The organism is Neorhizobium sp. DAR64860/K0K1 (assembly GCF_050500205.1).
GTDB classification, from domain to species: domain Bacteria; phylum Pseudomonadota; class Alphaproteobacteria; order Rhizobiales; family Rhizobiaceae; genus Neorhizobium; species Neorhizobium soli.
On sequence record NZ_CP191459.1, the window covers coordinates 2,200,264 to 2,225,946 of the forward strand.

General features: G+C 60.2%; 25 protein-coding genes. 8 read left to right on the top strand and 17 right to left on the bottom strand.

Features of this window, described 5'->3' with window-relative positions; translation table 11 throughout:
• Positions 1-48: 48 nt before the first annotated feature.
• Genes ACQY1J_RS15350 through ACQY1J_RS15360 form a run of 3 tightly spaced genes read left to right on the top strand, consistent with a single transcriptional unit; the run spans position 49 to position 4,331 of the window.
• Complete coding sequence (locus ACQY1J_RS15350; RefSeq protein WP_430250248.1) at positions 49-2,817, top strand: DUF2339 domain-containing protein; 2,769 nt, start codon at positions 49-51, stop codon at positions 2,815-2,817.
• 8 nt (positions 2,818-2,825) lie between these two features.
• Positions 2,826-3,476 (top strand): HD domain-containing protein, encoded by a 651-nt coding sequence (locus ACQY1J_RS15355; RefSeq protein ID WP_184654835.1) that lies wholly within the window; start codon positions 2,826-2,828, stop codon positions 3,474-3,476.
• 9 nt (positions 3,477-3,485) lie between these two features.
• Entirely contained in the window at positions 3,486-4,331 is an 846-nt protein-coding gene (locus ACQY1J_RS15360) for an MOSC domain-containing protein (RefSeq protein ID WP_430250249.1), read from the top strand.
• A gap of 63 nt (positions 4,332-4,394) precedes the next feature.
• On the opposite strand, the gene ACQY1J_RS15365 is transcribed toward ACQY1J_RS15360, so the two are convergent.
• Positions 4,395-4,646: a hypothetical protein gene (locus ACQY1J_RS15365; RefSeq protein ID WP_184654833.1), complete on the bottom strand. Its 252-nt coding sequence runs from the start codon at positions 4,644-4,646 to the stop codon at positions 4,395-4,397.
• A gap of 278 nt (positions 4,647-4,924) precedes the next feature.
• Here ACQY1J_RS15365 and ACQY1J_RS15370 point away from each other — a divergent pair, with 278 nt between their 5' ends.
• Both ACQY1J_RS15370 and ACQY1J_RS15375 read left to right on the top strand, forming a co-directional pair.
• Positions 4,925-5,824, top strand: coding sequence for a DMT family transporter (locus ACQY1J_RS15370; protein ID WP_062579794.1), 900 nt, complete (start codon positions 4,925-4,927; stop codon positions 5,822-5,824).
• A gap of 106 nt (positions 5,825-5,930) precedes the next feature.
• Positions 5,931-7,157 (top strand): MFS transporter, encoded by a 1,227-nt coding sequence (locus tag ACQY1J_RS15375; protein WP_062579793.1) that lies wholly within the window; start codon positions 5,931-5,933, stop codon positions 7,155-7,157.
• Positions 7,158-7,161: 4 nt separating this feature from the next.
• Here the strand turns inward: ACQY1J_RS15375 and recO are convergent, their stop codons facing one another.
• Positions 7,162-7,920, bottom strand: coding sequence for a DNA repair protein RecO (recO, locus tag ACQY1J_RS15380; protein WP_430250250.1), 759 nt, complete (start codon positions 7,918-7,920; stop codon positions 7,162-7,164).
• Positions 7,921-8,141: 221 nt separating this feature from the next.
• On the opposite strand from recO, the gene ACQY1J_RS15385 reads away from it, so the two are divergent.
• Positions 8,142-8,534 carry a hypothetical protein gene (locus ACQY1J_RS15385; RefSeq protein WP_062453386.1) on the top strand — a complete coding sequence of 131 codons (393 nt, stop codon included), beginning with the start codon at positions 8,142-8,144 and terminating at the stop codon, positions 8,532-8,534.
• Positions 8,535-8,544: 10 nt separating this feature from the next.
• On the opposite strand, the gene ACQY1J_RS15390 is transcribed toward ACQY1J_RS15385, so the two are convergent.
• The 10 genes from ACQY1J_RS15390 to rpoZ all read right to left on the bottom strand — a co-directional run bounded on the left by ACQY1J_RS15390 (position 8,545) and on the right by rpoZ (position 17,016).
• Entirely contained in the window at positions 8,545-9,060 is a 516-nt protein-coding gene (locus ACQY1J_RS15390; protein WP_430250251.1) for a PAS domain-containing protein, read from the bottom strand.
• A gap of 208 nt (positions 9,061-9,268) precedes the next feature.
• Entirely contained in the window at positions 9,269-9,784 is a 516-nt protein-coding gene (locus ACQY1J_RS15395; RefSeq protein ID WP_062453388.1) for a hypothetical protein, read from the bottom strand.
• 196 nt (positions 9,785-9,980) lie between these two features.
• Complete coding sequence (gene era, locus ACQY1J_RS15400) at positions 9,981-10,976, bottom strand: GTPase Era (RefSeq protein WP_430251958.1); 996 nt, start codon at positions 10,974-10,976, stop codon at positions 9,981-9,983.
• 9 nt (positions 10,977-10,985) lie between these two features.
• On the bottom strand, positions 10,986-11,702 hold the full coding sequence (rnc, locus tag ACQY1J_RS15405; RefSeq protein WP_430250252.1) for a ribonuclease III: 717 nt from the start codon (positions 11,700-11,702) through the stop codon (positions 10,986-10,988).
• Positions 11,702-12,457, bottom strand: a complete 756-nt coding sequence (lepB, locus tag ACQY1J_RS15410) for a signal peptidase I (RefSeq protein WP_062454754.1) — start codon at positions 12,455-12,457, stop codon at positions 11,702-11,704. Before lepB ends, rnc begins: the two co-directional genes overlap by 1 nt.
• 200 nt (positions 12,458-12,657) lie before the next feature.
• Positions 12,658-13,065 carry a holo-ACP synthase gene (gene acpS, locus ACQY1J_RS15415; protein ID WP_062453390.1) on the bottom strand — a complete coding sequence of 136 codons (408 nt, stop codon included), beginning with the start codon at positions 13,063-13,065 and terminating at the stop codon, positions 12,658-12,660.
• Between the two features lie 15 nt (positions 13,066-13,080).
• A complete protein-coding gene (locus ACQY1J_RS15420; RefSeq protein WP_062453391.1) occupies positions 13,081-13,710 on the bottom strand; it encodes a DUF2062 domain-containing protein in 630 nt (209 codons plus the stop codon).
• Positions 13,711-13,899: 189 nt separating this feature from the next.
• Positions 13,900-14,052 carry a DUF3563 family protein gene (locus ACQY1J_RS15425; RefSeq protein ID WP_082471869.1) on the bottom strand — a complete coding sequence of 51 codons (153 nt, stop codon included), beginning with the start codon at positions 14,050-14,052 and terminating at the stop codon, positions 13,900-13,902.
• A 158-nt stretch (positions 14,053-14,210) separates the two neighbouring features.
• Complete coding sequence (locus ACQY1J_RS15430) at positions 14,211-16,472, bottom strand: RelA/SpoT family protein (protein WP_430250253.1); 2,262 nt, start codon at positions 16,470-16,472, stop codon at positions 14,211-14,213.
• 136 nt (positions 16,473-16,608) lie between these two features.
• The gene (gene rpoZ / locus ACQY1J_RS15435; RefSeq protein ID WP_062454756.1) at positions 16,609-17,016 is read right to left on the bottom strand and encodes a DNA-directed RNA polymerase subunit omega; all 408 of its coding nucleotides are present in this window, start codon (positions 17,014-17,016) and stop codon (positions 16,609-16,611) included.
• Positions 17,017-17,295: 279 nt separating this feature from the next.
• Between rpoZ and ACQY1J_RS15440 the strand changes: the two genes are divergently transcribed.
• Positions 17,296-17,874 carry an NYN domain-containing protein gene (locus tag ACQY1J_RS15440; RefSeq protein ID WP_062453393.1) on the top strand — a complete coding sequence of 193 codons (579 nt, stop codon included), beginning with the start codon at positions 17,296-17,298 and terminating at the stop codon, positions 17,872-17,874.
• Positions 17,875-17,935: 61 nt separating this feature from the next.
• Here the strand turns inward: ACQY1J_RS15440 and ACQY1J_RS15445 are convergent, their stop codons facing one another.
• From ACQY1J_RS15445 to dapA, 3 genes are all read right to left on the bottom strand, one after another.
• A complete protein-coding gene (locus tag ACQY1J_RS15445) occupies positions 17,936-18,904 on the bottom strand; it encodes a lysylphosphatidylglycerol synthase transmembrane domain-containing protein (protein WP_092661804.1) in 969 nt (322 codons plus the stop codon).
• A gap of 115 nt (positions 18,905-19,019) precedes the next feature.
• Positions 19,020-19,496, bottom strand: coding sequence for an SsrA-binding protein SmpB (gene smpB, locus ACQY1J_RS15450; protein ID WP_062453395.1), 477 nt, complete (start codon positions 19,494-19,496; stop codon positions 19,020-19,022).
• Positions 19,497-19,605: 109 nt separating this feature from the next.
• Positions 19,606-20,490, bottom strand: coding sequence for a 4-hydroxy-tetrahydrodipicolinate synthase (gene dapA, locus ACQY1J_RS15455; RefSeq protein WP_062453396.1), 885 nt, complete (start codon positions 20,488-20,490; stop codon positions 19,606-19,608).
• A gap of 233 nt (positions 20,491-20,723) precedes the next feature.
• Between dapA and ACQY1J_RS15460 the strand changes: the two genes are divergently transcribed.
• Entirely contained in the window at positions 20,724-22,883 is a 2,160-nt protein-coding gene (locus tag ACQY1J_RS15460) for a transglycosylase SLT domain-containing protein (RefSeq protein WP_430250254.1), read from the top strand.
• Between the two features lie 90 nt (positions 22,884-22,973).
• On the opposite strand, the gene ACQY1J_RS15465 is transcribed toward ACQY1J_RS15460, so the two are convergent.
• Both ACQY1J_RS15465 and ACQY1J_RS15470 read right to left on the bottom strand, forming a co-directional pair.
• A complete protein-coding gene (locus tag ACQY1J_RS15465; RefSeq protein ID WP_184654826.1) occupies positions 22,974-24,032 on the bottom strand; it encodes a porin in 1,059 nt (352 codons plus the stop codon).
• 339 nt (positions 24,033-24,371) lie between these two features.
• Positions 24,372-25,424, bottom strand: coding sequence for a porin (locus ACQY1J_RS15470; RefSeq protein WP_092661800.1), 1,053 nt, complete (start codon positions 25,422-25,424; stop codon positions 24,372-24,374).
• Between the last annotated feature and the right edge of the window lie 259 nt (positions 25,425-25,683).

Below are 25,683 nucleotides of genomic sequence, written 5' to 3' on the forward strand. Positions count from 1 at the left end.
ACCAATGGTATAACGTCCGCTGACCTTCTCAACCGAGCCCGCTAGCATATGATCCTCCAGCTTCTGCTGATCGTTCTCATTCTCTCCCTCGTCGTCTCGCAGCGAAAGCTGTCGGGCCGGGTCGCTTCGCTGGAGAAAGAACTTTCGGATGTCCGGGCGCGCCTGCTGACCGGCGTTCCCGTCACTTCCGAGGTGGTCGTGTCGCCCGAGACGGCACTTGCCGATATCCGCACCGAAGCCGCGGCTGACATGGTCGAAGACACGGACCTTGCAAAGGCTGCAGCAGAACCATCGAAGACCGAAGTTCTGGCAGAGATCATGGCGCCCGAGGTGAGGACGTCCGATCAGGCAGCCGAAACACCACCGCTCCCCGCGCCCGCTCCGCGCTTCCGCCGTGAAAATCTGGAAAGCTATCTCGGTGCTCGCTGGCCGGTCTGGGTGGGTGGCGTGGCACTCGCCTTTGGCGGCATCTTCCTTGTCCGCTATTCGATCGAAGCCGGTCTGCTCGGCCCCGGTGCCCGTCTGTCGCTGGCAGCGATGTTCGGCCTGGTGCTGATTGCCGCCGGCGAGCTGGTGCGCCGTCGGGCAATGCCCAAGATGTCGGAGCTCTACGCCAATGCGATGATCCCCGGTGCGCTGACGGCCGCCGGTAGCATCACGCTGCTGGGCGCGTCCTTCGCGGCCTACGCCTTTTACGATTTCATCGGCTCCGGCACCGCCTTCATGCTGATGGCCCTGATTTCGTTTGCAACAATAGGGCTGTCGCTGCTGCACGGGCAGACGCTGGCCGGGCTTGGCCTGCTCGGCTCGCTGATCACGCCGCTTCTGGTGACGACCGACGACCCGGACGTCAACGCGTTGTTCCTGTTTCTCGGCGTGAGCTGGCTGGCGTTGAACGCCGCCTCGCGCATCCGCCGCTGGACCGTGGTGCCGATGATCGCCAATTTCGGGATCGGCCTCTGGGTTCTCGCCTACACGTCACAATCGCTGCCGATCGACATGATGCCGCCTTCGCTGGTGCTGCTGATGATGATTGCCGGAACGATCCTCATCTGGCCCGGCCGCGTTTATACGCGCGGCTTGACAGGGAGCGGCGGCTGGCGGGCGCTGCTGAAGAGGCCACCGCTGCGGATCACCCTCTCGTTATCAGTCACGGTCGCGATTTCGGCGCTTGCCATGCTGGTCGCCACGCCTGGGGGCTCTCTTCATCCGCTGTTCGTCTTCGTCGCCCTGATCGGCGCGCTGGCCGCCGTCGGCAGCAGTCGCAGCTACGGGGTGTGGACGGTCGTGGTTGCAGCGCTCGCCGCGCTTGCCGGTATCGCGACCGTTGCGTCGACATTGCTCGCCTATGTGATGCCCGAACCGGTGACCGGCACAACCGCGCCTGTCGTTGCCGCTTTCGGCCACGAGATTGCAGGCTTCCTGCTCCTCGGCGGCATCTTCACGCTGCTCGGGGCCGGGTTCCTCAGGCGCTTCCGGCATGAGGAACCGACGTTTTCGGTACTCTGGTCCTTTATGATGGGGGCAATGCCGGTCACGATCGGGTTCATCTCGTTTCTGAACTTCGGCAATTTTTTCCGCGACTGGACGCACGGCCTCTACGGCATCGGCATCGGACTTGCGATGCTCGCGGTGGCGGAGTGGCTGTTTCGCGGACGTGATGAAAGCGATGGCGACGGCATCGATTGGCCGGCAAATATCGCCGTGCTCGGCTCCTTCGCGGGCTTCACGCTGGCACTGCACGCGCTCACCAACGGCATCGTCACGACGATCCTTCTCTCCGGTCTCGGCTTTGCCTATCTGATGGCGATGCGAGTGCGGACATGGGCTGCCCTGCCCTGGATGATGGCGGCGGCAATCGCGATCGTGTTCGGCCGCATCGCCTGGCAGCCGACGCTGGTTGGCGCGGACAGTCTCGGCACGACGCCGTTCTTCAATGCGCTGCTGCCGGGCTACGGTATTCCGACCCTGCTCGCGATTGTAGCAGCCTGGATGCTGCGCAATTCACCCGATGTCCGTGTCCGCAACGTTTTGCAGGGACTGGCATCGCTTGCAGCCCTGCTGACACTTGCCGTGCTGATACGCCACGCGATGAATGGCGGCGTGCTCGATGCCCGCACGCCGACGCTTGGCGAGCAGTCGATCTACACGCTCTTGACGATCGGCTTCTCCGGCATTCTGATGACGCTCGACCTGAAAAGCCCGAGCCCGGTCTTCCGCTACGGCTCGATGATCGCCGGCGCGATCGCGACGGTGAACGTGCTCTCGGCGCATGTGTTTGCGCTCAATCCGTTCTTTTCAGGCGAAAGCACGGGCTCCTGGCCCGTCCTCAACCTTCTGCTGCTCGGTTATCTTCTCCCGGCGCTCGCCTATGGACTGACCTCGTACTTGGCTCGCGGCCGGCGGCCAGCGCCCTACGTGGCAATGCTCGCCGTCTCGGGCGCCCTGCTCGGCTTTCTCTGGGCGACGCTTTCGGTTCGACGCTTTTTCCAGGGCCAGAATATTGCCCAGTGGAAGGGATTTCTCGCTTCCGAAACCTATGCCTATTCTGTGGTCTGGCTCCTGATCGGCATCGGCCTTCTGGTAGCGGGCTCGAAATGGAACGCCAAGAGCCTGCGGCTTGCTTCTGCAGTGCTGGTGCTGGTGTCCGTGGCGAAGGTCTTCCTGATCGACATGGCCAATCTCGAAGGCATTATGCGGGCCCTGTCCTTCATCGGGCTGGGGGCAGTTCTGATCGGAATCGGGCTTTTCTATCAACGGATTCTGGTCAACAAGAGCGAAACATCTAATACAGACGATTCTCACGAACCTTCGTAGAAACCAGCATGACCGCGTCACTCGCAGAATCCTTTTCGCCCCACCAGGATCTGGCCAGAAGCCTCATTCCGCATGCCAGTGCTGGCGACGATGGAAGCCACGATCTGGCTCACATCGCCCGCGTCTTCAAGAATGCGATGCGCATTCATCAACACGAAGGCGGCGACGGGCGGGTGCTGGCAGCCGCGGTGCTGCTGCATGACTGCGTTGCGGTGGAAAAGAACTCCCCGCTGCGCAACCAGGCGTCTCGTCTTGCCGCGGAGAAGGCGGCGGGCATTCTGGGCGAGATGGGCTGGAGCGATACAGAGATCGATGCGGTCTCCCATGCGATACTCACCCACAGTTTTTCGGCAAATCTCGAGCCGCAGACGATCGAGGCGAAGATCCTGCAGGATGCGGACCGGCTCGATGCAATCGGCATGATCGGTGCGGCACGCTGTTTCTACATTGCCGGGCGGATGGGTTCGGCGCTTTACGATCCGGCCGATCCGCTCGCCAAGCATCGACCGCTGGACGACAGGACGTTTGCAATTGATCATTTCGAGACGAAGCTGTTCAAGCTCGCCGACGGCTTCAAGACGCAGGCCGGCCGGCAGGCGGCAAACGAACGCCACCAGCGTCTGAAAAGTGTTCTCGACCTCTTTCTCGATGAAATTTGAGGAAAACCCATGCATGTCAGCGAGATCAACTACTACCCCTTGAAGAGCGGCCGCGGCATTTCGCTCACTGAGACGCAGATGACGTGCACAGGCATACCCGGCGATCGCAGCTTGATGCTGGTCGATACCAGGGGGCATTTCGTCAACCAGCGCGATCTTCCAGAAATGGCGCAGTTGCAGGTCCTGCCCGACACGGACGGGTTCCGGTTTTCGATGGAGAGCAAGGGCGAGATCACCGTCACCCGGCCGCCGGGCTACCGGCGTACCGATGTGGTCGTTTGGAATTCGATCGTCAGCGCCGCGCTGGCCGACAAGGATGTCAACTCGACTCTTTGCGACTGGCTGGGCTGCGACGTGCGGCTTGTTTTCTTCGATGAACGTTCGAAGCGGACCGCAAGCGACGACTGGGCAGGACCCGATACGCCGGTCACATTTGCCGACGGATACCAGGTCCTGGTCACGACCACCGGCTCGCTCGAGGCGATCAATGCCGACATGGAGAAGCATGGAGAAGGCGCCGTCGGGATGGACCGGTTCCGCGCCAACATCGTCATCGACGATGGGGACGCCTTTGGCGACGACCATTGGGAGGCGATCGAGATCGGCGGCCTTCGTCTCGATCTCGTCAAACCCTGCGCCCGCTGCATCATGATCACCCAGGATCAGGTGACCGGTTCACGGGATGTCGCCAACCCGATGCCGGCACTCGGTCGCCTGCGCATGTCGGCCGACCGGCGTGTTCCCGGCCCGCTGTTCGGATGGAACGCCGTGCCGCGCGGCAGCGGCATGATCGCAATTGGTGACGACGTGAAAGTGGTCTCGACACGCGGCGCGTGGGCCATCAAGCAGCGGTAAAGAACAGTGGCCATGTTGTTGTCTGGCCGCGTCCCCTTACCGGACTTGAGAACTGTCGTGAGCTTACCGAGCCAAGCGCATTGCCTGGCCCTGGCAATCCAGCACCTCGTCGATGGCGTAACCAATTTTTTCGATCAGTTCCTGCAGGTTCGGGTTTTCCGGATCGAGAAAATCGCCAACGAAGGCGACAACATTATCCGCCGTCAAAGGAAAACCGCTGATGCTACACTTCAGGATTGCCTGGTTTGCAATCGTGGTCGCGGTGATGCGCTCCAGAAATTCGTTTCGCTGGTCTTCCGTCATCCCAGTGAGCATCGTTTCTCCTGATTTGCTTGCCCAAGTCTAACTCAACCTTGAGAACATATGTTCCAGTCGCCAGTACGGGGAAGACCTCAAGTGCAGGTCTCCAGAACTATTTGCAGTTTCTCATATACCTTTTTCGGATCTGAAGGTTCCCTCTGACGGCACCGCATGGCAGACATGTCCAATCGGCGTTTGTTGACAAAGGTCAAAACCGGTCAAGAACACCGATCTCACAAACGTAGGGCGTCACGGCGGCGCTTGCGCGCTCCGCACTGGAATCGATCACCATCATGACATCTCGGTCTACGGGACTTCTCTTCGCGTTGACTGCTGTCATTATCTTCGCGGTTCAGGACGGCATCTCGAAACACCTGGGCGGCGCCTATCCTCCCATTTTCGTGGCGATGATCCGCTACTGGGCCTTCGCAGGTTTCGTGCTCATCGTGGCCGGTCGCTCGTCCGGCGGTGTCAAAGGTGCAGCGTCCGCGAACAGGTTGTGGCTGCAGATTGCCCGCGGCGTCATTCTGGTTTTCCAGATCGCGCTGTCGATCTTCTCATTTGCCGAGGTCGGTCTTGCGGCCACCCATACGATCTTTGCTGCGACGCCACTGCTCGTTGCCTGCCTGTCGGTGCCCTTGCTCGGCGAGAAGGTCGGCTGGCGGCGGTGGACCGCGATCGGCGTCGGCTTTGCCGGCATCCTGATGATCATCAATCCGCTGCATGCGACATTCGATTTCCGGATCGTCATCCCGCTGATCGGCACCACGATGTTTGCGCTCTACTCGGTGCTGACCCGGCTCGCGAGCCGCACCGACACGGCCGATACCGCGTTTTTCTACACAGGTATTGCCGGTGCTGCGGCGATCACGCTGGTCGGTCCGTTCTACTGGTCGCACATCACGCTCTCCGACTGGTTCTGGATGCTGACGCTTTGCATTACCGGCATGACCGGGCACTATCTGCTGATCCGCGCCTACTCGCTCGTCGACGCCGTCGCGGTACAGCCGATGTTCTACGTACAGTCGGTGCTCGTCTGCCTGATCGGTGTGATGCTGTTTGGCGAGATGATGACCATCAACATGGTGGCCGGGTGTGCGATCGTCATCAGCGCCGGCGCCTTCACGCTCTGGCGCGAATCGCGGCTTGGCAAAGTCCCACCGCCCCCGATCGAGCCGCCCGGCGCGCTGTAGAAAAGGCTTTGTCGCACCAGCTGTTGTGATGCATCGCGTCAGGAAAAGTCGTTTCCCATTTCACACCTGCGCGGCTATGGATAATGCCTGATTTCAGGAGGCAAGCATGTCCAACCCCGCGCGCGCATCGATGCCCTGGCTGATCATCACGGCCGGTGCCTTGGTTGCGATGCTGACCTTCGGCCCGCGTTCGGCAATGGGCTTCTTCCAACTGCCGATGTTGTCCGATCGTGGCTGGGATCGCACCACTTTCGGGCTCGCGATGGCGATCCAGAACCTCGCCTGGGGCCTTGGCCAGCCGATCTTCGGAGCGATAGCGGACAAATACGGTACCGGCCGCGTGCTCGCCCTGTCCGGTCTCCTCTATGCGGGCGGACTGTTCCTGATGTCGTCCGCGCAATCAATTCCCATGCTGCACCTGTCCGGCGGCCTGATGGTGGGGCTTGCCGTCGGCGCCGGTTCGTTCGGCACGATCCTGTCAGCCTTTGCCCGCAACGTGACGCCCGAACAGCGCTCCTTCGCGTTCGGGATCGGCACTGCCGCCGGCTCTGCCGGGATGTTTCTGTTTGCGCCGCTCAGCCAGGCGCTGATCACGGCCTACGGCTGGTCGGACAGTCTGATGATCATGTCGGCGATGATGCTTGCTGTTCCGCTGCTTGCCATCCCGCTCCGGGGCAATGCCAGCTCCGGCACGCAGAACCAGACGGAGTTCAAGCAGACCGCGGCGCAGGCACTGCGGGAAGCCTTCGGGCACAAATCGTACCTGTTGCTGACCTCGGGCTTTTTCGTCTGCGGTTTTCAGGTAGCTTTCATCACCGCGCATTTTCCGGCCTATCTTCGCGATATCGGCATCGAGGCTCGCTATGCGGTGATCGCCATGGCACTGATCGGTTTCTTCAACATCATCGGCTCGCTTGGCGCCGGCGTGATCGGGCAGCGCTACTCGAAACCCTATCTGCTCGCCTATATCTATATCGGTCGCTCGATCGCCGTCACGGCGTTTTTGCTGCTCCCGCAGTCTCCGACCTCGGTCATCATCTTTGCCGCCGTGATGGGTCTCTTGTGGCTGTCCACGGTGCCGCCGACCAACGGACTGGTGGCGATCATGTTCGGCACGCGGCATCTGGGCCTGCTTGGCGGTTTCGTGTTCCTGTCGCACCAAGTGGGGTCGTTCCTCGGCGTCTGGATGGGCGGCGCGCTTTACGACAGGCTCGGTTCCTATGACATGGTCTGGTGGTTCGGCGTTGTGTTCGGCCTGTTTGCCGCGGCCGTACACTGGCCCATTCGCGAAAAGACGGTGAACCGCCAACCGGTCATGCAGCCGGCGGAATGATACCTTATCCTTGCGGCGTCTGATCGTCAGGGGCTTTCGACAGCGCCTTCAGCGCCGCCTGAACGAACCCGTCGCGGGCGGTACTCTGGGTCATTCCGCGCGGTTCATAGACATGCCGGGATAGGAAATGGCCGGTCAGACGGAAGGCCGCGGCCATGCCGTCGCGGTCGGCAGTCCTGGATGCTCCCTCTCCCAGAAAATCCGGCAGGGCCAGCATGCGGTCCGCATAGGGAGCGCCGGCATCGCGGCTCACGGCGCGACCGGATTTCGGCGACACATAGACAAGATCGCTGCGTGTGCCGGTCGCCGCACATTCCGAAAGATCCAGTCCGAAACCAAGATCGTTCAGCACCGCGAGTTCGAACCGGACGAAGAGTTCGCCCGCATCGGACGGATCATCCATCGCATCGAGAATGATATCGAGAGCTTCGAACAGGTGCGGATGCGGATCACGCTCGGGAAGCAGCCGAAGCAGAGCCCCCATCGCCTGGACACCGTAGACCGCCGTTGCGGTTTCCATCAGCTTTGCTGCACGCAGTTGCAGCGGTTCGAGCTTGAATTCGCCGAGATGCTCGTCGAGACGCGCGCGCCAGACCACCTCCACGCGGTTTCCCGGCTGCAGCACCGGTTGCATCGCGCGCGAGCGGCCGGACCGGACGATGCCGAGATGGCGGCCGCGTTCGCGCGTCATCAGTTCGGCGATGACACTCGTCTCGCCGTGGCGTTTCACGCCGATGATGATTGCCTCGTCCTGCCACTGCATCGATAGGTGAACTTCCTGTCTGCGTTGATCAGTTCTACCGTATAACCTCTTGGGACTGAATCGGTTTCTGCGTCTTTCCGGCACGGTTTGCGGGCTCTGTCGGTATCTAGGTGTGGCTGTCGCGCCTCCCTCGATTTATCTCTCGACCGGGCTGGAACAAATTGCCTTCGCCGCGGATTTCTCCGCCGAACAGCCAAGAGCAATACGCTGCCGGAGATCACATGAAAAACGCCCTGCTCGCTACCGCTATCATTGCCGCGATGCCCTTTGGCCTCGCCTTGCCAACGCCTGCGGCCGCGCAGTCGCCGCAGCTTGAACAGGCCTGCGTCGCGGTTGCCAAGAACTTCCTGCTCATTCCAGACGTCAAGACCGGCATTGTGCAGTCCTTCCCGGAACTCGATCCGCCGGGCGCACGTCTCACCTATTCGACCCGCCAGGACGCCAAGCCGACGGATTTCACCAACGAGATCGATTGCGAGTTCGGCAAGGGTGGACCTCCCTTCACGCTGCTGCGCTTCTGCATCTCGAAGACATGCTACGGCCCGGGTGAGCAGGAACCCGAAAATCGTCGTCGCTTCGAAGAGGTCAAGGCGCTGATGGAGCGCAAGAAGTAAGATCTCCGTCTCAGCCGAGATCCGGCGTCAGCATGTTCAGTGCTGAAGACAGATATCGCGCGGCCAGAGCATGGCCGCGCGCTGAAGCGAGATCCAGCGCTGCCCGGCAGTGGCTCTCGAGCGGATCACTGATCTGGATCGGTTCTGCGAGCGCTGGCTGCACGATGACAGTGCCGCTGTAGATCGAAGGCAGCCCATCGACATCGCGTAGACAGCGCCCGTTCGCGCGAACGCTAACCTTACGGCCATCCGGATGGGTCAGGCTGTATTCGGCATTGTAGGCTGCACCATCGACGATCGCCATGTGGATAGCCTTGGCCACACGCTGCTTGTCGCCTTCGTCGATGTAGCGCACCAGGACGTCGATCGGCATTCCGATCGACAGGTCCTCGATCGAGAGACCAAACACATGGGCGATGACGTCGTCACCATAGACGCGGTTTTCTGCAACATTCCAGCTGTAGAACCCCACCGCGTTGATGAAATCCTGATCCGGTTCGTCAGAAGCGATCGTTCCGCGCGCCATGTCCGCTCCCTATGCCAATACGACGCGTAGTTGTACCATCACCATCGCGTTAGCAATCGCGTACATTGATAGATGACAAGTTGCTACGGGATTCTACGTAACGAATCACGAGCGACCTTTGGCTGACAGGAATGTCCAAGGGAGCGATTCTGCAGCCATCGTGCACGACCGGAGGATGCAGCCGCAATTTGCCCGAACCATGGATGCTTTACGCTTTTTTGCCGCCATCCAGCACGTTGAGTGCGGAGGACAGGTAGCGGGCCGCAAGCGCGTGGCGGCGGCTGTTGGCGATTTTCAAAGCCTCGAGACAATGGGTCTTGAGTGGATCGCCAGAATGAGCACCACTGCCCACTTCGACAGCGGTAACGGAACCTGTGTAGATCGACGGCAGGCCGAGCTTGTCGCGAAGGCATCGTCCCTGCCCTGTCACCGTGACGCGGCGACCGTCCACATGGGTGATTCCATAACTCTGATGGCACTTTTTGCCAGAAATGATGGACTCGTGCAGGGCTTTTGCGACGCGCTGCTTGTCGCCATCGTCGACGTTGACGATGACCTGTTCGATCGGCGCGCCGCTCTCGAGGTCCCTGTAGGGGACCCCGTAGATGAATGCGAAGACCTGATCGCCGTAGACCTTGTTCTCCTGAACGTTCCAGCTGAAGAACCCAACCGCATCGCTGAGATCCATACCACTGAAGGCATCAAAACGTCTTATATCGCTCATGCCTGGCACCACCTCCACGATTTGCCGAGATCGCCTCAGTCCTTCAATACAACCAGCGTAACCCGTCGGCGTATTTTAGGAAATAACAATTAAGCATTTCCGAATTTACTAACATTCGAAATTACACAGCAGTTCCTTCTCCCGATATCAAGCTAACGCATCGGAAGGAGTCGGCAAGCCAAAAACGGTCAAACATTCAGTTTTTCGGGAATTCCAGGCCCATTTCGCGGAAACGTTGTGGATCGTCTCCCCAATTTTCCCTGACCTTCACAAAAAGGAACAGGTGAACGGGCTGTTCAAGGATCTCGGTCAGTTCCTTGCGCGACGCTGTCGAAATTGCCTTGATGGCGTCGCCGTTCTTGCCGAGAGCGATCTTCTTCTGGCTTTCGCGCTCGACATAGATGACTTGTTCGATCCTGACGGAGCCATCCTTTCGCTCTTCCCACTTCTCCGTCTCGACATGCGAGGCGTAGGGAAGCTCCTGGTGGAGCCTTAGAAAGAGCTTCTCGCGGGTGATTTCGGCAGCAAGCTGCCGCATCGGCAGGTCGGAAATCTGGTCCTCCGGGTAGTACCAGGGACCTTCCGGCAGGGTCGTTGCGAAATAGTCCATCAGATCGTCGCAACCGGAACCGGTCGTCGCCGAGATCATGAACGTGCGCACGAAGTCGATCTTTTCGTTGGCCGCAGCAGCAAGCGCCAGAAGATCCTCGCGCTTGACCTGATCGATCTTGTTCAGAAGCAGCAGTTTCGGCTGATGCACATCCTTCAGACCCTCGAGGATCGCGTCGGCATCGCCGCGCAGGCCGCGTTCGCTGTCGATCAGGAGCGCGATCATGTCGGCATCCTTGGCGCCGCCCCAGGCGGTGGTCACCATGGCGCGGTCCAGCCTGCGGCGCGGCTTGAAGATGCCGGGCGTATCCATGAAGACGATCTGGGCGTTGTTGTGGATTGCGATGCCCCGAACGATGGCGCGGGTTGTCTGCACCTTGTGGCTGACGATCGACACCTTGGCGCCGACGAGACGGTTGACCAGCGTCGACTTGCCGGCATTGGTCGCGCCGATCAGCGCCACGAAACCGGAATGGGTCGGACCGGCTTCAGCCTGTTCCGCCGCCGCCTCGTCGACCGCGGTTTCCGGCTGAACGGCGTTTACGTCTTCGTCTTTGCCTTCGATGGTGTTGTCTTCGATCATGATGTCCAATCAGTCTTCAGCAGAGGTCTTCTGCCAGACGCCTTCGCGTTCGAGTATCCTGGTGGCAGCCACCTGTTCGGCTGCACGTTTCGACCGGTCGGCGCCCGTTTCGGGCGAAACACCGGGAATCTCGACCGTCACGGTAAAGCGCGGGTCGTGATCCGGGCCGGAGCGGTCGTCAATGCGATAGGAAGGCGTCACGCCGAATTTGGCATGTGCCCATTCCTGCAATTCCGTCTTGGCGTCGCGGCGGGCGCCATCGGCGCGGGTCGCACGCGCCTTCCAATGACGCAGAATGAAACCGCGGGCAGCTTCCAGTCCGCCATCCAGATAAAGGGCGGCAATCAAGCTCTCCACCACATCGGCGCGGACGTTCATCATCCGCTTGCCGGTGATCTTCTTGACGTCGGCACCGGTGCGGATGAAACGGTGCAATTCCATCTCGTCTGCAACAATGGCACAGCTTTCCGCGCTGACCAACTGATTAAGGCGCACGGAGAGCTCACCTTCCGGTGCGGACCGGAAGGTGGTGAACAGAAGTTCGGCAACGCAGAGGCCGAGCACACGGTCGCCCAGGAACTCCAGCCGCTCGTAATTGGCATCCTTGGCAAGACCGACGCTGGCATGGGTCAGCGCCCGGTCAAGCCACTGCTTCTCGGAAAAAGCGTAGCCGATCAGCGTTTCCAGCCGGCCGCGCTCTTCTGCCGAGAGTGAAAGCGGTTTCATCAATGAACGCCCTTGAAGAGACGGTCCCAGCGCATGTTGGACGGCCATTTCCAGATTTCGCGGAAGGACGTATCATTGCCGAGCGAGAAGAAGATGACGCTGGCGCGACCGACGAGGTTTTCGGCCGGAACCATGCCCGGACCTTCGTCAAAGCGGCTGTCGAGCGAGTTGTCGCGGTTGTCGCCCATGAAGAAGTAGTGTTCGGCCGGCACGACGAACTCGCGGGTGTTGTCGCCGCGCGAGCTTGGGGACTGGTCGAGCGTGTCAAAGGTCACGCCGTTGTCGAGCGTCTCGCGGAAGACTGGAACGTTGGTGCCGGGATCGGAGCGGTAGTCGGATGTGAAAGCGCCGTCGCCCTGCTTGGGTACAGCGGTTCCGTTGACGAAGAGCACGCCGTCGCGAACCTGGATGCGGTCACCGGGAAGGCCGATCAGGCGCTTGATGTAATCGATCTCGGGCTGCTGCGGCAGGCGGAACACGATCACGTCGCCGCGCTTCGGCTCGCTGAACTGAAGGACGCGGCCTTCAAACAGGTCCGGCGAAAACGGCATCGAATACTTCGAGAACCCGTAGGCGAACTTGTTGACGAAGATATAGTCGCCGACCAGGAGCGTCGGCATCATCGAGCCGGACGGAATCGTGAAGGGCTGGAACAGGACGGTGCGGATCACCATAGCCAGCAGCAAGGCCTGGATGATGACCTTGATGTTTTCCCAAAGGGCATTCTGCGGCTTCGTCTCGGCGTTATCGGACACGTATTTCAATCTCTCTCTTCACGGCGGATGGCTACCTGTGTGAAACGTGCCGCAATCTTCGAGAGATCACGCCCGCCGTTCAGGTCATTCCTGCGTGGCACCTTGTAGCTACAAAACCGCTGCGCGCTTTTGCGGGACATGCTTTAGCGTCTTCACAGAGCGGCGGCAATGGGCCACCGCTTCGCCAAATTCTGGTACGCTCACGGAGCGGCCACCGGTCGCGCCTCAATGATCACGAAGGCCTGCGCATAGGGATACTCGTCGGTGATCGTGACGTGAATGAAAGGCTCCTGACCGGCGGGCATCAGTTCCGCCAGCCGCTCGCCCGCGCCACCCGTCAACACCATGGTCGGCTTGCCGCCCGGCAGGTTGACAACGCCCATGTCTTTCCAGAACACGCCGTTTGCAAGGCCGGTGCCGAGAGCCTTGGAGCAGGCTTCCTTGGCGGCGAACCGCTTGGCATAGGATTCGGCGCGGTTCTTCCGACGATCGGACTTTGCGCGCTCGATATCGGTGAAACAACGATGGGTGAACCGTTCCCCGAAACGTTCGATGGATTTTTCAACTCGACGGATGTCGATGAGGTCACTGCCCATGCCGATAATCATCAAAGTCCCTCTTTCTCAAGCATCGACTGACTTGCGGTCTGCCGGCTGCGCCGTCAAGTTCCCCGGCTGATATTCCCGCTCATAGGCCTGCTGATATTCGCTGCGGCGGGCAAGGCGACGCTCCGTCTGGCTGTTGCGAAAACTACGGATTCCGAAATAGGTCGCGACATAGACAAGCAGTCCGCAGAACAGTCCGGGAGGCAGCGAGCCGATCAGCATCGGTTCCAGGATCGGGTCCCAGAGTTCCGATAGCTTGAGCTGGGAAAACAGCGCCGCTAGATCGACCGGCCGCGCTTCGCCGCCGCCAGCGCGGCCAAGGATGAACTGGCCGATTTCCCACGTAAGGGGCCAGATGATGGGACAAGTAACGGGATTGGCGAAGGCCGTGCCAAGCGCCGCAGCGACCATGCTGCCGCCCAGCACCCAGGCAAAAGGAATCGCAAAAAGGATGTGGAAGCCGAGAAAGGGTGTCCAGGCGCTGACCATGCCGATGGCAAGACCGGCAGCAACCGCATGCGGCGAACCGCCGATGCGCAAGATCTTGAGCCGGTAATATCCGAGCACACGGCGGAACCCCTTCGGGGGGAATATTGCGCGATGCAGCTTTTCTCGGAAGGTCGGGGCTTTGCGGCGCCGAAAGGGCATGAAGCAGCTTCTTTCTGGTTCGGTCCGGCGAAGGATCCGAGAACCATCATCTCAGTTCGGAAACGGTCTTCGTAGCGGAAGCCCAAGATGATGGCGAAAATTGGCCGCTGGCATCGGGCCGCTTCGCGCACGGCCCCCGGATAGATCTACTGCACGACAGACGACCGAGCCGCTGTCATGTCATTGAATTCAGATGGACTTGCGGAACATGCCACGGTCGATCTGGCGAACGCGGTGCTCGAGATCGAAGCGATCGCAGGCTTCATTGAGGTATGCCATTTCGCGTTCCTGGACGGAAGGGCCGCGCAGGACGCGGGCGAACTTGCGGACGGAGGTAAACATCTGACGTCTCTTTCGGTAAATGTTGCGGTGCAGCAGATATAGGCTGAACCAGCGGGCTTTACCAACGCAAGGGTTACCTCCCAGCCCTGCATTGAATGCATACCCTCTCAAAGCGAGCGCACTCAAAACAGGCAGTCCGCGTCGACGGTCGGCTGGTGTTAGTCGTAGACACGCTTCAGGTTGGAAACGCAGTCCAGTTCCTTCAGCTGCGTCAGGAGCTGGTTGAGCTGGCGCACGTCCCAGACTTCGACTTCCATGGCGATCTCGGAGAAATCGGCGGCGCGATTGCTGGCCATCGACAAGGATCGGATGTTGATGTCGAGACCGCCGATTGTCTTCGCGACCGTCGCAAGGGTGCCTGGCTCGTTGATCGTGTTGACGTCGATGCGGGCAAGAAAACGCGACTTGTTGGCCTCGTCGAGATCCCAGCGCACATCGATCCAGCGCTCCGGTTCCTCATCGAAGTGCTGCAGGATCGGCGCCTGGATTGGATAGATGGTGATCGCCTCGCCCTTGTCCATGATCCCGACGATACGGTCTCCGGGCACGGCGCCGCTCGGTGCGAAATGCACCTGCATATTGCCGGCAAGACCGCGGATCGGAACCGGTTCAGGGCTCAACGCAACGACATCGCCGGCATTGACGGCCGTCTGGGCATCCTCCGGCGGTGCCTTTGGCTGGTTCGGCAGCTTGAACATCATGCCGGACGCGCTGCGCATGTTGAACCAGCCGTCATCGGCCGATGGCTTCACCGTAACGCGTTCGTCCTTGAAATCAGGGAAGACGGCGCGCAGCACGTCGAGCGACGACAGCTCCCCTCGCCCGACGGCAGCGATCGCATCCTCGACATCCTTGTGAGCAAGCCGATGCAGAGCAGGCTTCAGCGCCTCGCGGGTAAAGGTCTTTGCGGCGCGATCGAAGGTGCGCTCCAGAATGCGATAGCCGAGGCCGGCATACTGTTTGCGGATCGCCATGCGGGTAGCGCGGCGGATGGCCGAGCGGGCCTTGCCGGTGACGACGATTTCTTCCCAGGCGGCCGGCGGAACCTGCACGCCCGAGCGGATGATTTCCACCTCGTCGCCGTTGTTCAGCCGGGTGACAAGCGGCATGATACGGCCGTTGATCTTGGCGCCAACCGTGGTGTCGCCGATATTGGTATGAACCGCATAGGCAAAGTCGATCGGCGTGGCACCGCGCGGCAGCGCGATCAGCTTGCCCTTGGGCGTGAAGCAGAAGACCTGATCCTGGAACAGTTCGAGCTTGGTATGCTCCAGAAATTCTTCCGGATTGTCGCCTTCGGCAAGCGACTCGATCGTATGGCGCAGCCAGGAATAGGCGCTCGATTCCTTGGGCAGAAGATCGTCGCCCTTGGCACCACCCGACTGGCCGTCCTTATAGAGCGCATGGGCGGCGATCCCGTATTCGGCAATCTCCTGCATCATCTCGGTACGGATCTGCAATTCGATACGCTGCCTGGACGGGCCGACGATCGTCGAGTGGATCGAGCGATAGTCGTTCTGCTTCGGGTTGGAGATGTAGTCCTTGAAGCGGCCCGGCACGACGCGCCAGCGGGTATGAACGATGCCGAGCGCCTTGTAGCAGCAGGCGACGTCGTCGACGACGATGCGGAAACCGTAGAGGTCGGAAAGCTGCTCGAAGGACAGCGACTTCGACTGCATCTTGCGGAAGATGGAATAGGGCTTCTTCTGGCGCCCCTTGACGGCGGCGTCCGGCAGGCCGTTGGCGACGAGAAGATCGCGCAACTCGTCCTCGATCTTCTTGATCAGCCCTTCGTTGCGGGCCGAAAGATCGGCCAGCCGCTGGGTGACCGTCGCATAGGCTTCCGGGTTGATGTAGCGGAAGGACAGGTCCTCGAGCTCGTCGCGCATGTCCTGCATGCCCATGCGGCCGGCAAGCGGCGCATAGATATCCATCGTCTCTTCGGAAATGCGGGCCTTCTGCTCGGCCTTCATATGGTCGAGCGTGCGCATGTTGTGCAGCCGGTCGGCAAGCTTGACCAGCAGGACGCGCACGTCGTCGGAGATCGCCAGCAGCAGCTTGCGCAGGTTCTCGGCCTGCTTGGCCTTTTTCGAGACGAGATCGAGACGCTTGAGCTTGGTCAGGCCTTCGACGAGACGACCGATATCCTCGCCGAACAGCTCGTCGATCTCGGCGCGGGTCGCCGTCGTGTCCTCGATCGTGTCGTGCAGCAACGCGACGGCGATCGTCGACTCGTCGAGATGCATGTCGGTGAGGATGGCAGCCACTTCGAGCGGATGCGAGATATAGGGATCGCCAGAGGCGCGTTTTTGCTGGCCATGCTTTTGCATGGCGTAGACATAGGCCTTGTTGAGAAGAGCTTCGTTGGCCTCGGGCTTGTACTTCTGTACCCGCTCAACAAGCTCGTACTGCCTCATCATCCCGTGAAATGCCCTCGATACCGGGTCCAACAAAATAAAAATGGCGCGCCAACCATCAGATCAGCGCGGCCATCATAGATATCAAGACAGATTAGGGCGAGAGAATGAACGGTCCCTTGCCCAAACAATGCATCAATCAGTAATCGTCGCTCTTTTCCGGCGGCACAAGGCCTTCGATACCGGCGAGAAGGTCTTCTTCCGACATCTGGTCGAAATTGACGGTTTCCGCGGCGCCGTCTTCCTCGTCGTTGCCAGAGGCTGTCGACGTGCTGCCGGCAGCAATCAGGGTTGCCGGATCGGGCTCGGGCTCGTCGATTTCGACATGCTTCTGCAGCGAATGGATCAGGTCTTCCTTCAGGTCGTCGGGAGAGAGCGTTTCGTCGGCGATTTCGCGCAGTGCGACGACCGGGTTCTTGTCATTGTCGCGATCGATGGTGATCGCTGCGCCCTGCGAGATCTGGCGGGCACGGTGGCTGGCGAGAAGCACCAGCTCAAAACGATTATCGACTTTGTCAATGCAATCTTCTACTGTGACACGGGCCATTGCCTGTCCTTTGCGGTCGTTATTTTCGGAATTGCTACGCCCGATACAGCCATTGCCGGCGAAATTCAAGTTTATTCATGCCGACTGCCGCATGCCGCCGACCGTGGTGGCGATGACTCTGGCCAGATTCAACGAAAGGTTGCTTGGATAAAAGCGAATCCTACCATAAATGACATTTATATGATTAGCTGGTAATTTAACCGATAAATACCTAAGCGATCGGCTCAACTTTTCATTTGACGGGTCCTTGGTCAAGCAGCTTGAAGGGGATGGAGACATATGTTTGACCCAAGAGAGAAGATAGCTCTCTTTATCGACGGTGCTAATCTTTACGCGGCCTCGAAAAGCCTTGGTTTCGATATTGATTACCGTAAGCTTCTGAAGGCTTTTCAGAAGCGCGGCTATCTGTTGCGTGCCTATTACTATACGGCGCTGATCGAGGATCAGGAATATTCGTCGATCAGGCCGCTGATCGACTGGCTGGATTACAACGGCTACAAGGTTGTGACAAAGCCCGCCAAGGAGTTCACGGATTCGCTTGGCCGCCGCAAAATCAAGGGCAACATGGATATCGAGCTCGCGATCGATGCGATGGAACAGGCCGAGACCGTTGATCATCTCGTGCTGTTTTCGGGCGATGGCGACTTCACCAATCTTGTCGAGGCGCTGCAGCGCCGCGGCCGCAAGGTCTCGGTCGTTTCGACGATGCAGACGCAGCCGCCGATGATCGCCGACGACCTGCGCCGGCAGGCCGATCATTTCATCGATCTGATGACACTGAAAGCCGAAGTGGGCCGCGATCCATCAGAACGCGCACCGCGGCCGACGGAACCTGCTCCCGAACCGGCCGAAGGCTGAGATCATCCCTGAAATGAAAAAAGGCGCTGTTCGACGGCGCCTTTTTTGTTGGGGAAAACGACTAGGCCGAATGCGGCTCCGGCGTCACCGAAGATGACGCCCCCTGCCCGGCGCTGCGCTTTCGTGCACGAAACACGCCCTCGACGATCAGGGCCAGGGGAAGCCCGATAAAGAACGGAATGAAGAAGTAGATCACTCGGAACGCGACAAGCGAACCGATCGACGCCTGGTCGCCCATTACATGACGAACCGTTGCCTCGAGGACTCCGAGGCCACCGGGCGCATGGGTAATGAGGATTGCAAGATTGGCGAGCACGAACGCGGTCGCGGCCTTCAGGTAGCTGACATCGGCGCTCGCTGCCATGACTTCGCGCAGGCAGGCGGATACGAGCGCGAAATTGATCGTGCCGATTACCACCTGTGCGATGGCGATCCTGAGCGTCGGCATTTCAAAGCTCCAGGAGCGGATCTTCAAAGGCGCGCGCACCGTTGCCGCGAGGATGAGATATACACCCGTCACGGCGAGGCAGGCAAAACCGATCCCCATGACCATCGCCTCCGACAGCCGCAGGACTGTTGCGGCATCCTTCGGATTGATAATCATCACGATGCCCGACAGAACGGCCATGCCGATGCCGACAGTGACACCGGAAAACAGAACGATCTTGGCAACGTCCTCGGTGCTCATGCCCCAGTGATGATAGTAGCGATAGCGCAGCGCGCCGCTGCTGAGACCCGACAGGCCGACACTCTGGCCGATCGACAGCGCAATGAAGGAGGCAAGGCCGATCTTGGGATAGGAGAGGTCGTTCTTCACGTAGCGCACGCCAGCCCAATCAAAGCCGGACAGGCAGACATAGGACCCGGCGGCAAACAGGCCCGCCATGACGAGATTGTAGGTCGGGATATCCCGGACGGACTGGACTATGTCGCTGAGCGAGTATTCGCGGAACGTGTGGTACAGAAGGTAGCCGGCGGCGCCGAAGCCGATGACAATCGTGATGTAGGTAAAGATCTGCTTTTTCGTCATCGCCCACTTGCCCCAAAATAACGAGCTGAAACGGGCGATGTATGGTTTTGTTCCGCAGTGAGGGTTCTCAAGCTCGCTCGAGCACGCGCTTAACGCGACGACCGACGGGTCAGCCTCAACCGGCCTTGAAAAGCCGCGACTTCTCGCGGTTCCAGTCGCGTTCCTTCTCGGTCTCGCGCTTGTCGTGCAGCTTCTTGCCCTTGGCGAGCGCCAGTTCGAGTTTCGCGCGACCCTTTTCATTGAAGTAGATCTTCAACGGCACCAGCGTCATGCCTTCGCGGTTGATTCCGACACGCAGGCGGGAGATCTCGCGCTTCGACAAAAGCAGCTTCCGGCGACGGCGCGGCTCGTGGTTGAAGCGGTTGGCCTGCAGATATTCCGGAAGATGGCTGTTGATCAGCCAGATTTCATTGCCTTCGTCTGAGGCGTAGGACTCGGCGATATTTGCCTTGCCGTCACGCAGCGACTTGACCTCGGTGCCGGTCAGCATGATGCCGGCTTCGTAGGTATCGAGGATCTCGTAATTGAAGCGGGCCTTGCGGTTTTCCGCGACAATCTTGTTCACCGTGCGCTGGCTGCCTTTGGGGGCCATTGAAATCTTCCGTCGCCCTTCATCTGAAACACAATCCCCGCCCATGGGCGATGAGCGGGGTTCGATTTCTATGTAATGCGCCAGGCAGCAAAAGTGAAGCGCTGCGGCTTCAGTTCAGGATGCCCGCATGACGCAGTGCTGCATCAATGGCAGCTTCCGTCGCCGGTTCCAGCGTCGACATCAGCGGAGAGCGGACAGCGCGGTTCAGGCCGCGGACCTTGTAAAGTCCGTATTTCGAACCGCAGACGCCGGGCTCCATGAAGATCGCCTTGTGGAGCGGCATCAGGCGATCCTGATACTCGAGTGCCTTGGCATAATCGCCGGCAAGCGTGGCGGCCTGGAACTCGGCACAAAGCCGCGGCGCGACATTGGCCGTCACCGAGATGCAGCCGACGCCACCATGGGCGTTGAAGCCAAGTGCCGTCGCATCCTCGCCGGACAGCTGCACAAATTCCGACCCGCAGGTGATGCGCTGTTCGGAGACGCGCTCGATCTTGCCGGTCGCATCCTTGACGCCGACGATGTTCTTGTAGGCCTTGGTAAGGAAACCCATCGTTTCCGGGGTCATGTCGATGACCGACCGGCCGGGAATGTTGTAGATGATGATCGGCAGATCCGTGGCTTCGGCGACCGCGGAAAAATGCGCGATCAGGCCCTTCTGGGTCGGCTTGTTGTAATAGGGTGTGACCACCAGAAGCGCATCGGCGCCCGCGGTCTGCGCATGCTGGGCAAGCTCGATCGCTTCGCGGGTGTTGTTGGACCCGGCGCCGGCGATGACAGGGACGCGGCCGCGGGCGGCCTCGACGCACAGTTCAACGACCCGCTTGTGTTCGTCGTGCGAGAGCGTCGGAGATTCGCCGGTCGTGCCGACCGGGACCAGACCGGAACTGCCTTCCGAGATCGTCCACTCCACATGCGCGGCGAAAGCATCCTCGTCCACCGCGCCGTCGGTGGTGAAGGGGGTGACGAGAGCGGGGATCGATCCCTTGAACATGCAAAACTCCCAAAGGCCGAAGGGCATGGTACAATCCATGCTTCGGCCGTAATCCGCGACTATAAGGCTGGGCACCATAAATCGGCGACCGGGCGGCGACAAGCGGAAGTACATGGGTTTTCAGCGTAAATCCCACTTAAGAATTCGCGCGATCGTGACCGCTGTGGTAAGGTTTTGTTAAGCTTGTCAGCAGCTAATAAGGGGTCTGAAACATCGTTGTCGCGAGTTGCCGGATGAGCAAACCCGTTGTAATCCTCAAGACGCTCGGGGCAGCGCTGGCAATCAGCGTCGCGGCCCTGCCGGCTTACGCTGCACCTCCAGGTTCCAATGCAGGCGTCGCACCGCTCCCATTCGTGAGGCCGGACGCTCCCGCTGCAATCCCGGGCTTCACCACCGTTCCGACGCCCGTCCCTGCCCCACCGACAACACCACCGGCCACTCCGGCGCTGGTTCCCGTGCCTGACATTACCGGCGCAATCCCCAGGATGAACCGGCCGCTTGCGACGCCCGCTCCCGCCCCGGCTCTCAAGGCCGGTCTCGATGCACTCTCCGACAACGATGCCGCACAGGCGATCGCCATGCGCGACAGCCTGCCGGAAGGCTCGCTCGACGAAAAGATCCTGACCTGGGCGATTGCCACCTCGGGCGCCCGCGGTATTCCTTCGAGCGAAATTGCCGCTGCGCAGCGCAGGCTCGTCGGATGGCCGGGGCTTTCCACCCTGCGGGCGCAGTCCGAACGCGCGCTCTACCGCGAAAACCCGACGCCGGCCCAGGTGCTTGCCGCTTTCGGCACGACGAAACCGGAAACGCCGGAAGGTGCCGTCATTCTATCGAGGGCGTTGGTGGCAAGCGGCAAACATGCCGATGCCGGGCGCATCCTGAAAAACATCTGGGCATCCGAGCCGCTGGACAAGCCGATGGAAGACCGGATCCTTGCCGAGTTTTCTGCGCTTCTTTCGCCTGCGGATCACCGGGCGCGGATGGATTACCTGATGTACCGCAGCCGCGGCGCGCAGGCGAAGCGCTTTGCCGAGCTCGGCGGTTCGCAATCGCTCTACAAGGCGTGGAACGCCGTCATCGTCAACGCAAAGACGGCAGGACCGGCGATCGAGGCAATTGACCGTTCGCTGGCAAGCGATCCGGCTACCCTTTTCGTGCGGATCGAATATCTGCGCCGGCAGGACAAGTACCAGGAGGCAGCAGCGCTTCTCGCAAAGGCTCCGCGCGAAGCGGGCCGCCTGATCAACACCGGCGAATGGTGGAACGAGCAACGAATCGTTGCCCGCGGGCTCGCCGATCTCGGCGATGTCAGGCTGGCCTACCGGACGGTGTCCGACCCGATGGCAGCACTCTCCACCGACAAGGTGGATGCGGAGTTTCATGCGGGCTGGTACGCGCTGCGGGCGCTGAACGATCCGGCCACAGCCGAAAAGCATTTCTCGAGGATTCTTGCTGCCTCGAGCCGTCCGCTCTCGGCATCGCGCGCGCTCTACTGGCTCGGACGCGCCGCGGAAGCTGGCGGACCGGGTTCCTCATCGGAATTCTACAGCCGCGCTGCCAGGTTCCCCGGCACATTCTATGGCCAGCTCGCCGCCGCAAGGCTGGGCACGCGGACGCTCGATGTCAGTTATCCGACGCCATCGGCAGCCGACCGGCAGATGTTCGAAAACCGCGAGGCCGTTCGGGCTATCGCAAGGCTGGACGCCGCCGGCCACGATCGCCGGTCGGCAGCGCTTTACAAGGCCCTCGGCGAAGAGCTGACGAGCCCCGGTGAACTCGCGCTGCTTTCGTCACGCGCCGAAGCGCAGGGCGACCATGCGCTGTCGCTCTCGATCGGCAAGAGTGCCTTTTCGCGGGGCGTCGACGTTGCAGCGCTTGCCTATCCACTGGGCGTCATTCCGACGGCTGCCAATATCGAGGGGTCCGGCAAGGCGCTTGCCTACGCGATCGCCCGTCAGGAAAGCGCGTTCAATCCGACAGCCGTGTCACCGGCCAACGCCCGCGGGCTGCTGCAAATCCTGCCGACGACCGCCCAGGGCGTGGCGAGGCGCCACGGGCTGGCGTTCAAGGCCGACCGATTGACCAGCGATGCCGGCTATAACGCGACGCTCGGTGCCCATTATCTGGGAGAGCAGATCGAGACGTTCGGCGGCTCCTACATCATGACCTTCATCGCCTACAATGCGGGGCCGAAACGGGTGAACGAGTGGATTGCCCGCTATGGCGATCCTCGCGGCAAGCCGATCGATGAAGTCGTCGACTGGATCGAGCGCATCCCCTTCCCCGAAACGCGCAACTATGTGCAGCGGGTAATGGAGAACTACCAGGTCTACAAGGTCAGGCTCGGACAGACGTCGGATATCGTGACAGACCTGCGGTTGGGGCGCCGATAATCTTATCTTGCAGCGCCTGGTTCATCTGATCACACCTCAGAATGCAAAAAGGCCCGGCAATGCCGGGCCTTTCGGGTTTGATCGCAGAAATTAGAATGTGCGCTGGAAGCGCAAGAGACCCGACCATGCTTCGTCGTCGAGCGTGGCGTTGTTCCACTTGGTGTAGGCAATTTCCGGCTGGATCAGGAAGCCCTGGATCGGCGTCCACTGCAGGTTGGCGACAGCCGAAAGGACGTCGCTATCAGAGTAGGAAACCTGCATGTTGGCAGCAAGGTCTTCGTTGAACTCGTAACCGGCACCACCCCAGACGGCCCAATCACCCCAGCCGAAGCCATCAATGATTTCAGGTGCATAGGAGTTGAAGCTGTCGCCGTCGCTGTTCCAGCCACCCATGAGGAAGGCGGTGAACGCGCCGAACTTGCCGCCGACACGTGCCTTGACGGCACCTTCTTCAACCGATTCGTCGTAACCACCGGTTACTCCAACCATGAAATTGCCTGTGTCGTATTTCAGACCAGCGGCAACATTCGGCCAGTCGCTGGCGCCACCGGCGGTGTCGTTGTCGTTCTGGCCGTCGTCTTCGAGAGCGGCGAATGCCGAGAAGCCGTTGCCACCCTTGTAGGTGTAGGCAACCATGTTGACTTCGCTCGGGCCGTAATTGATGACGTCGTCGCTGTCGACGTTACCGGCGTAATCGATGAAGGATTCATAGAGCGAATCCTGCAGGCCGACCGCAAAGCCGCCGAGTTCGATCGTCGCAACCATCAGGCGCGTACGGGTATTTTCTTCGTAGCCGTAAGACGGGTTATGCGGATCGTAGTCGAAGCGCGCCGTGAGGTTGGTCTTCAGCGTGCCCATTTCGGTGTCCGAAGCGGTGCTGAGATAGAGCTCTGCGCGGCTGTTGGTGTAGAGACCATCGGCATCCGGGCTGTAAGCGCTGCCATAAGCGGCATCAAAACGGACGCGACCGCCGACCTTGAGGCAGGTTTCGGTGCCTGGAATGTAGAAGTAGCCGGTGCCGAACGCGTCGCAGACGCGGACGTATTCCATGGGTTCCGGTTCGGCGGCGACGATGGCGTCGGCGGCCTGAGCGCCGGAGACTGCTGCGAGGGCAGCAGCGGAGCCAAGAAGAAGGCTCTTAATGTTCATTTTGTAATCTCCAAACAAACGCAGATGAAACAATGCATGTCGTAAAACAAGGTCGTCCATGGAAGCAGGAATCACCCCGAGTCGCGTGGTCGGCTGCCGAGACGCTAGTCGTCGATCAACTTTGCGGCAACGAAATCGGCACTGTTGTGTCCATTAGCGCCTCAATCGAACCGGTCGGTGTTGCAAGCATTCATCAGTTTGTTCGTGTGTTCTAAATCGCTGAAGAGCGGACGATGCTGCGTTGCAGCGAATCATCAAGCGGCCGGCCGAATCAAACGCCGAAACGCAAAAGGCCCGGCAGAAGCCGGGCCTTTCGTAAAACCAAATCCTTTTAAAGGATCAGAACGTGCGCTGAAGGCGAACCATACCAGCGAACTGGTCTTCGTCGATTGCATCCCAGCTCGTGTAGGAGATTTCTGGCTGGATCAGGAGGCCGGAAACCGGGGTCCACTGAACGTTACCAGTTGCTGCGAAGGTTTCGTTGTCCGTGTAGGAAAGCTGTACGTTTGCAGCAACCTTGTCGGTGAACTTGTAGCCTGCGCCACCCCAAACAGCCCAGTCACCCCAGCTCGTGCCGACGCTGTCACCAGGCGCGTACTTGTTGGTGGTGTCGCCGTCTGTGTTCCAGCCACCGAGAAGGAAGGCCGAGAATGCGCCGAAGGTGCCGGAGATGCGCGCCTTGATTGCGCCTTCTTCCTGCGACTCGTCGTAACCACCGACGAGCGAAGCAGCGAACGTGCCGCTGTCGTACTTGATACCGGCAACTGCATCCGGCCAATCGCTTGCGCCGCCTGGGATGTCGTTGTCGTTGGTGCCGTCGTCTTCGAGCGAGACTACAGCCTTGAAGCCGTTGCCACCGTCAAAGGTGTAGGTAACCTGGTTCAGTTCGAACGGGCCGTAGGAGATCACGTCATCGTTGATGACGTCGCCAGCGTAGCCAGAGAACGACGAATACTGCGAGTCAGCAAGACCAACCAGGAAGCCACCCCAGGTGATGTTGGCTTCGATCAGACGCGTGCGCGTGTTTTCTTCGAAACCAGCGGCCGAGTTGTGCGGGTTGTAGTCGAAACGAGCTACGATACGGGTCTTCAGTGCACCCCATTCGGTGTCGGAAGCTGTGTCGAGCGAGATGTGCGCGCGGCTGTTGGTGTACAGGCCATCGCTGTTTGGCGTGTAGGCATCAGCATAGCCTGCGTCGAAACGAACGTAGCCACCGATCTTGAGGCAGGTTTCCGTGCCTGGGATGTAGAAGTAACCCGTGCCGAAAGCGTCGCAAACGCGAACGTATTCCATTGGCTCCGGCTCAGCAGCGACGATAGCGTCAGCGGCCTGGGCACCGGAAACTGCTGCGAGAGCTGCAGCGGAGCCGAGAAGAAGGCTCTTGATGTTCATATTTGACCTCCAGTCAAAGTTTCAAAAGGGGTGAGTAGCTTGCTGGAGCCAGCACATCTGCCCCTCCCCGCGACTCAAGAAACGGCGACGAACCGACGCGCTTCATGTCCCGAAGCTACGAGACCTTCCCAATTGTGACAAGTAAATCACAAGCTTCGATGCGCGTTTTTGGTGTTTATTTGCAAAAGTGTTGCAACGTTTCATCGCATTGGTTTCGAGCGTTAACCAACACTTAATAAACGGGCCGGGAATCGGCGTT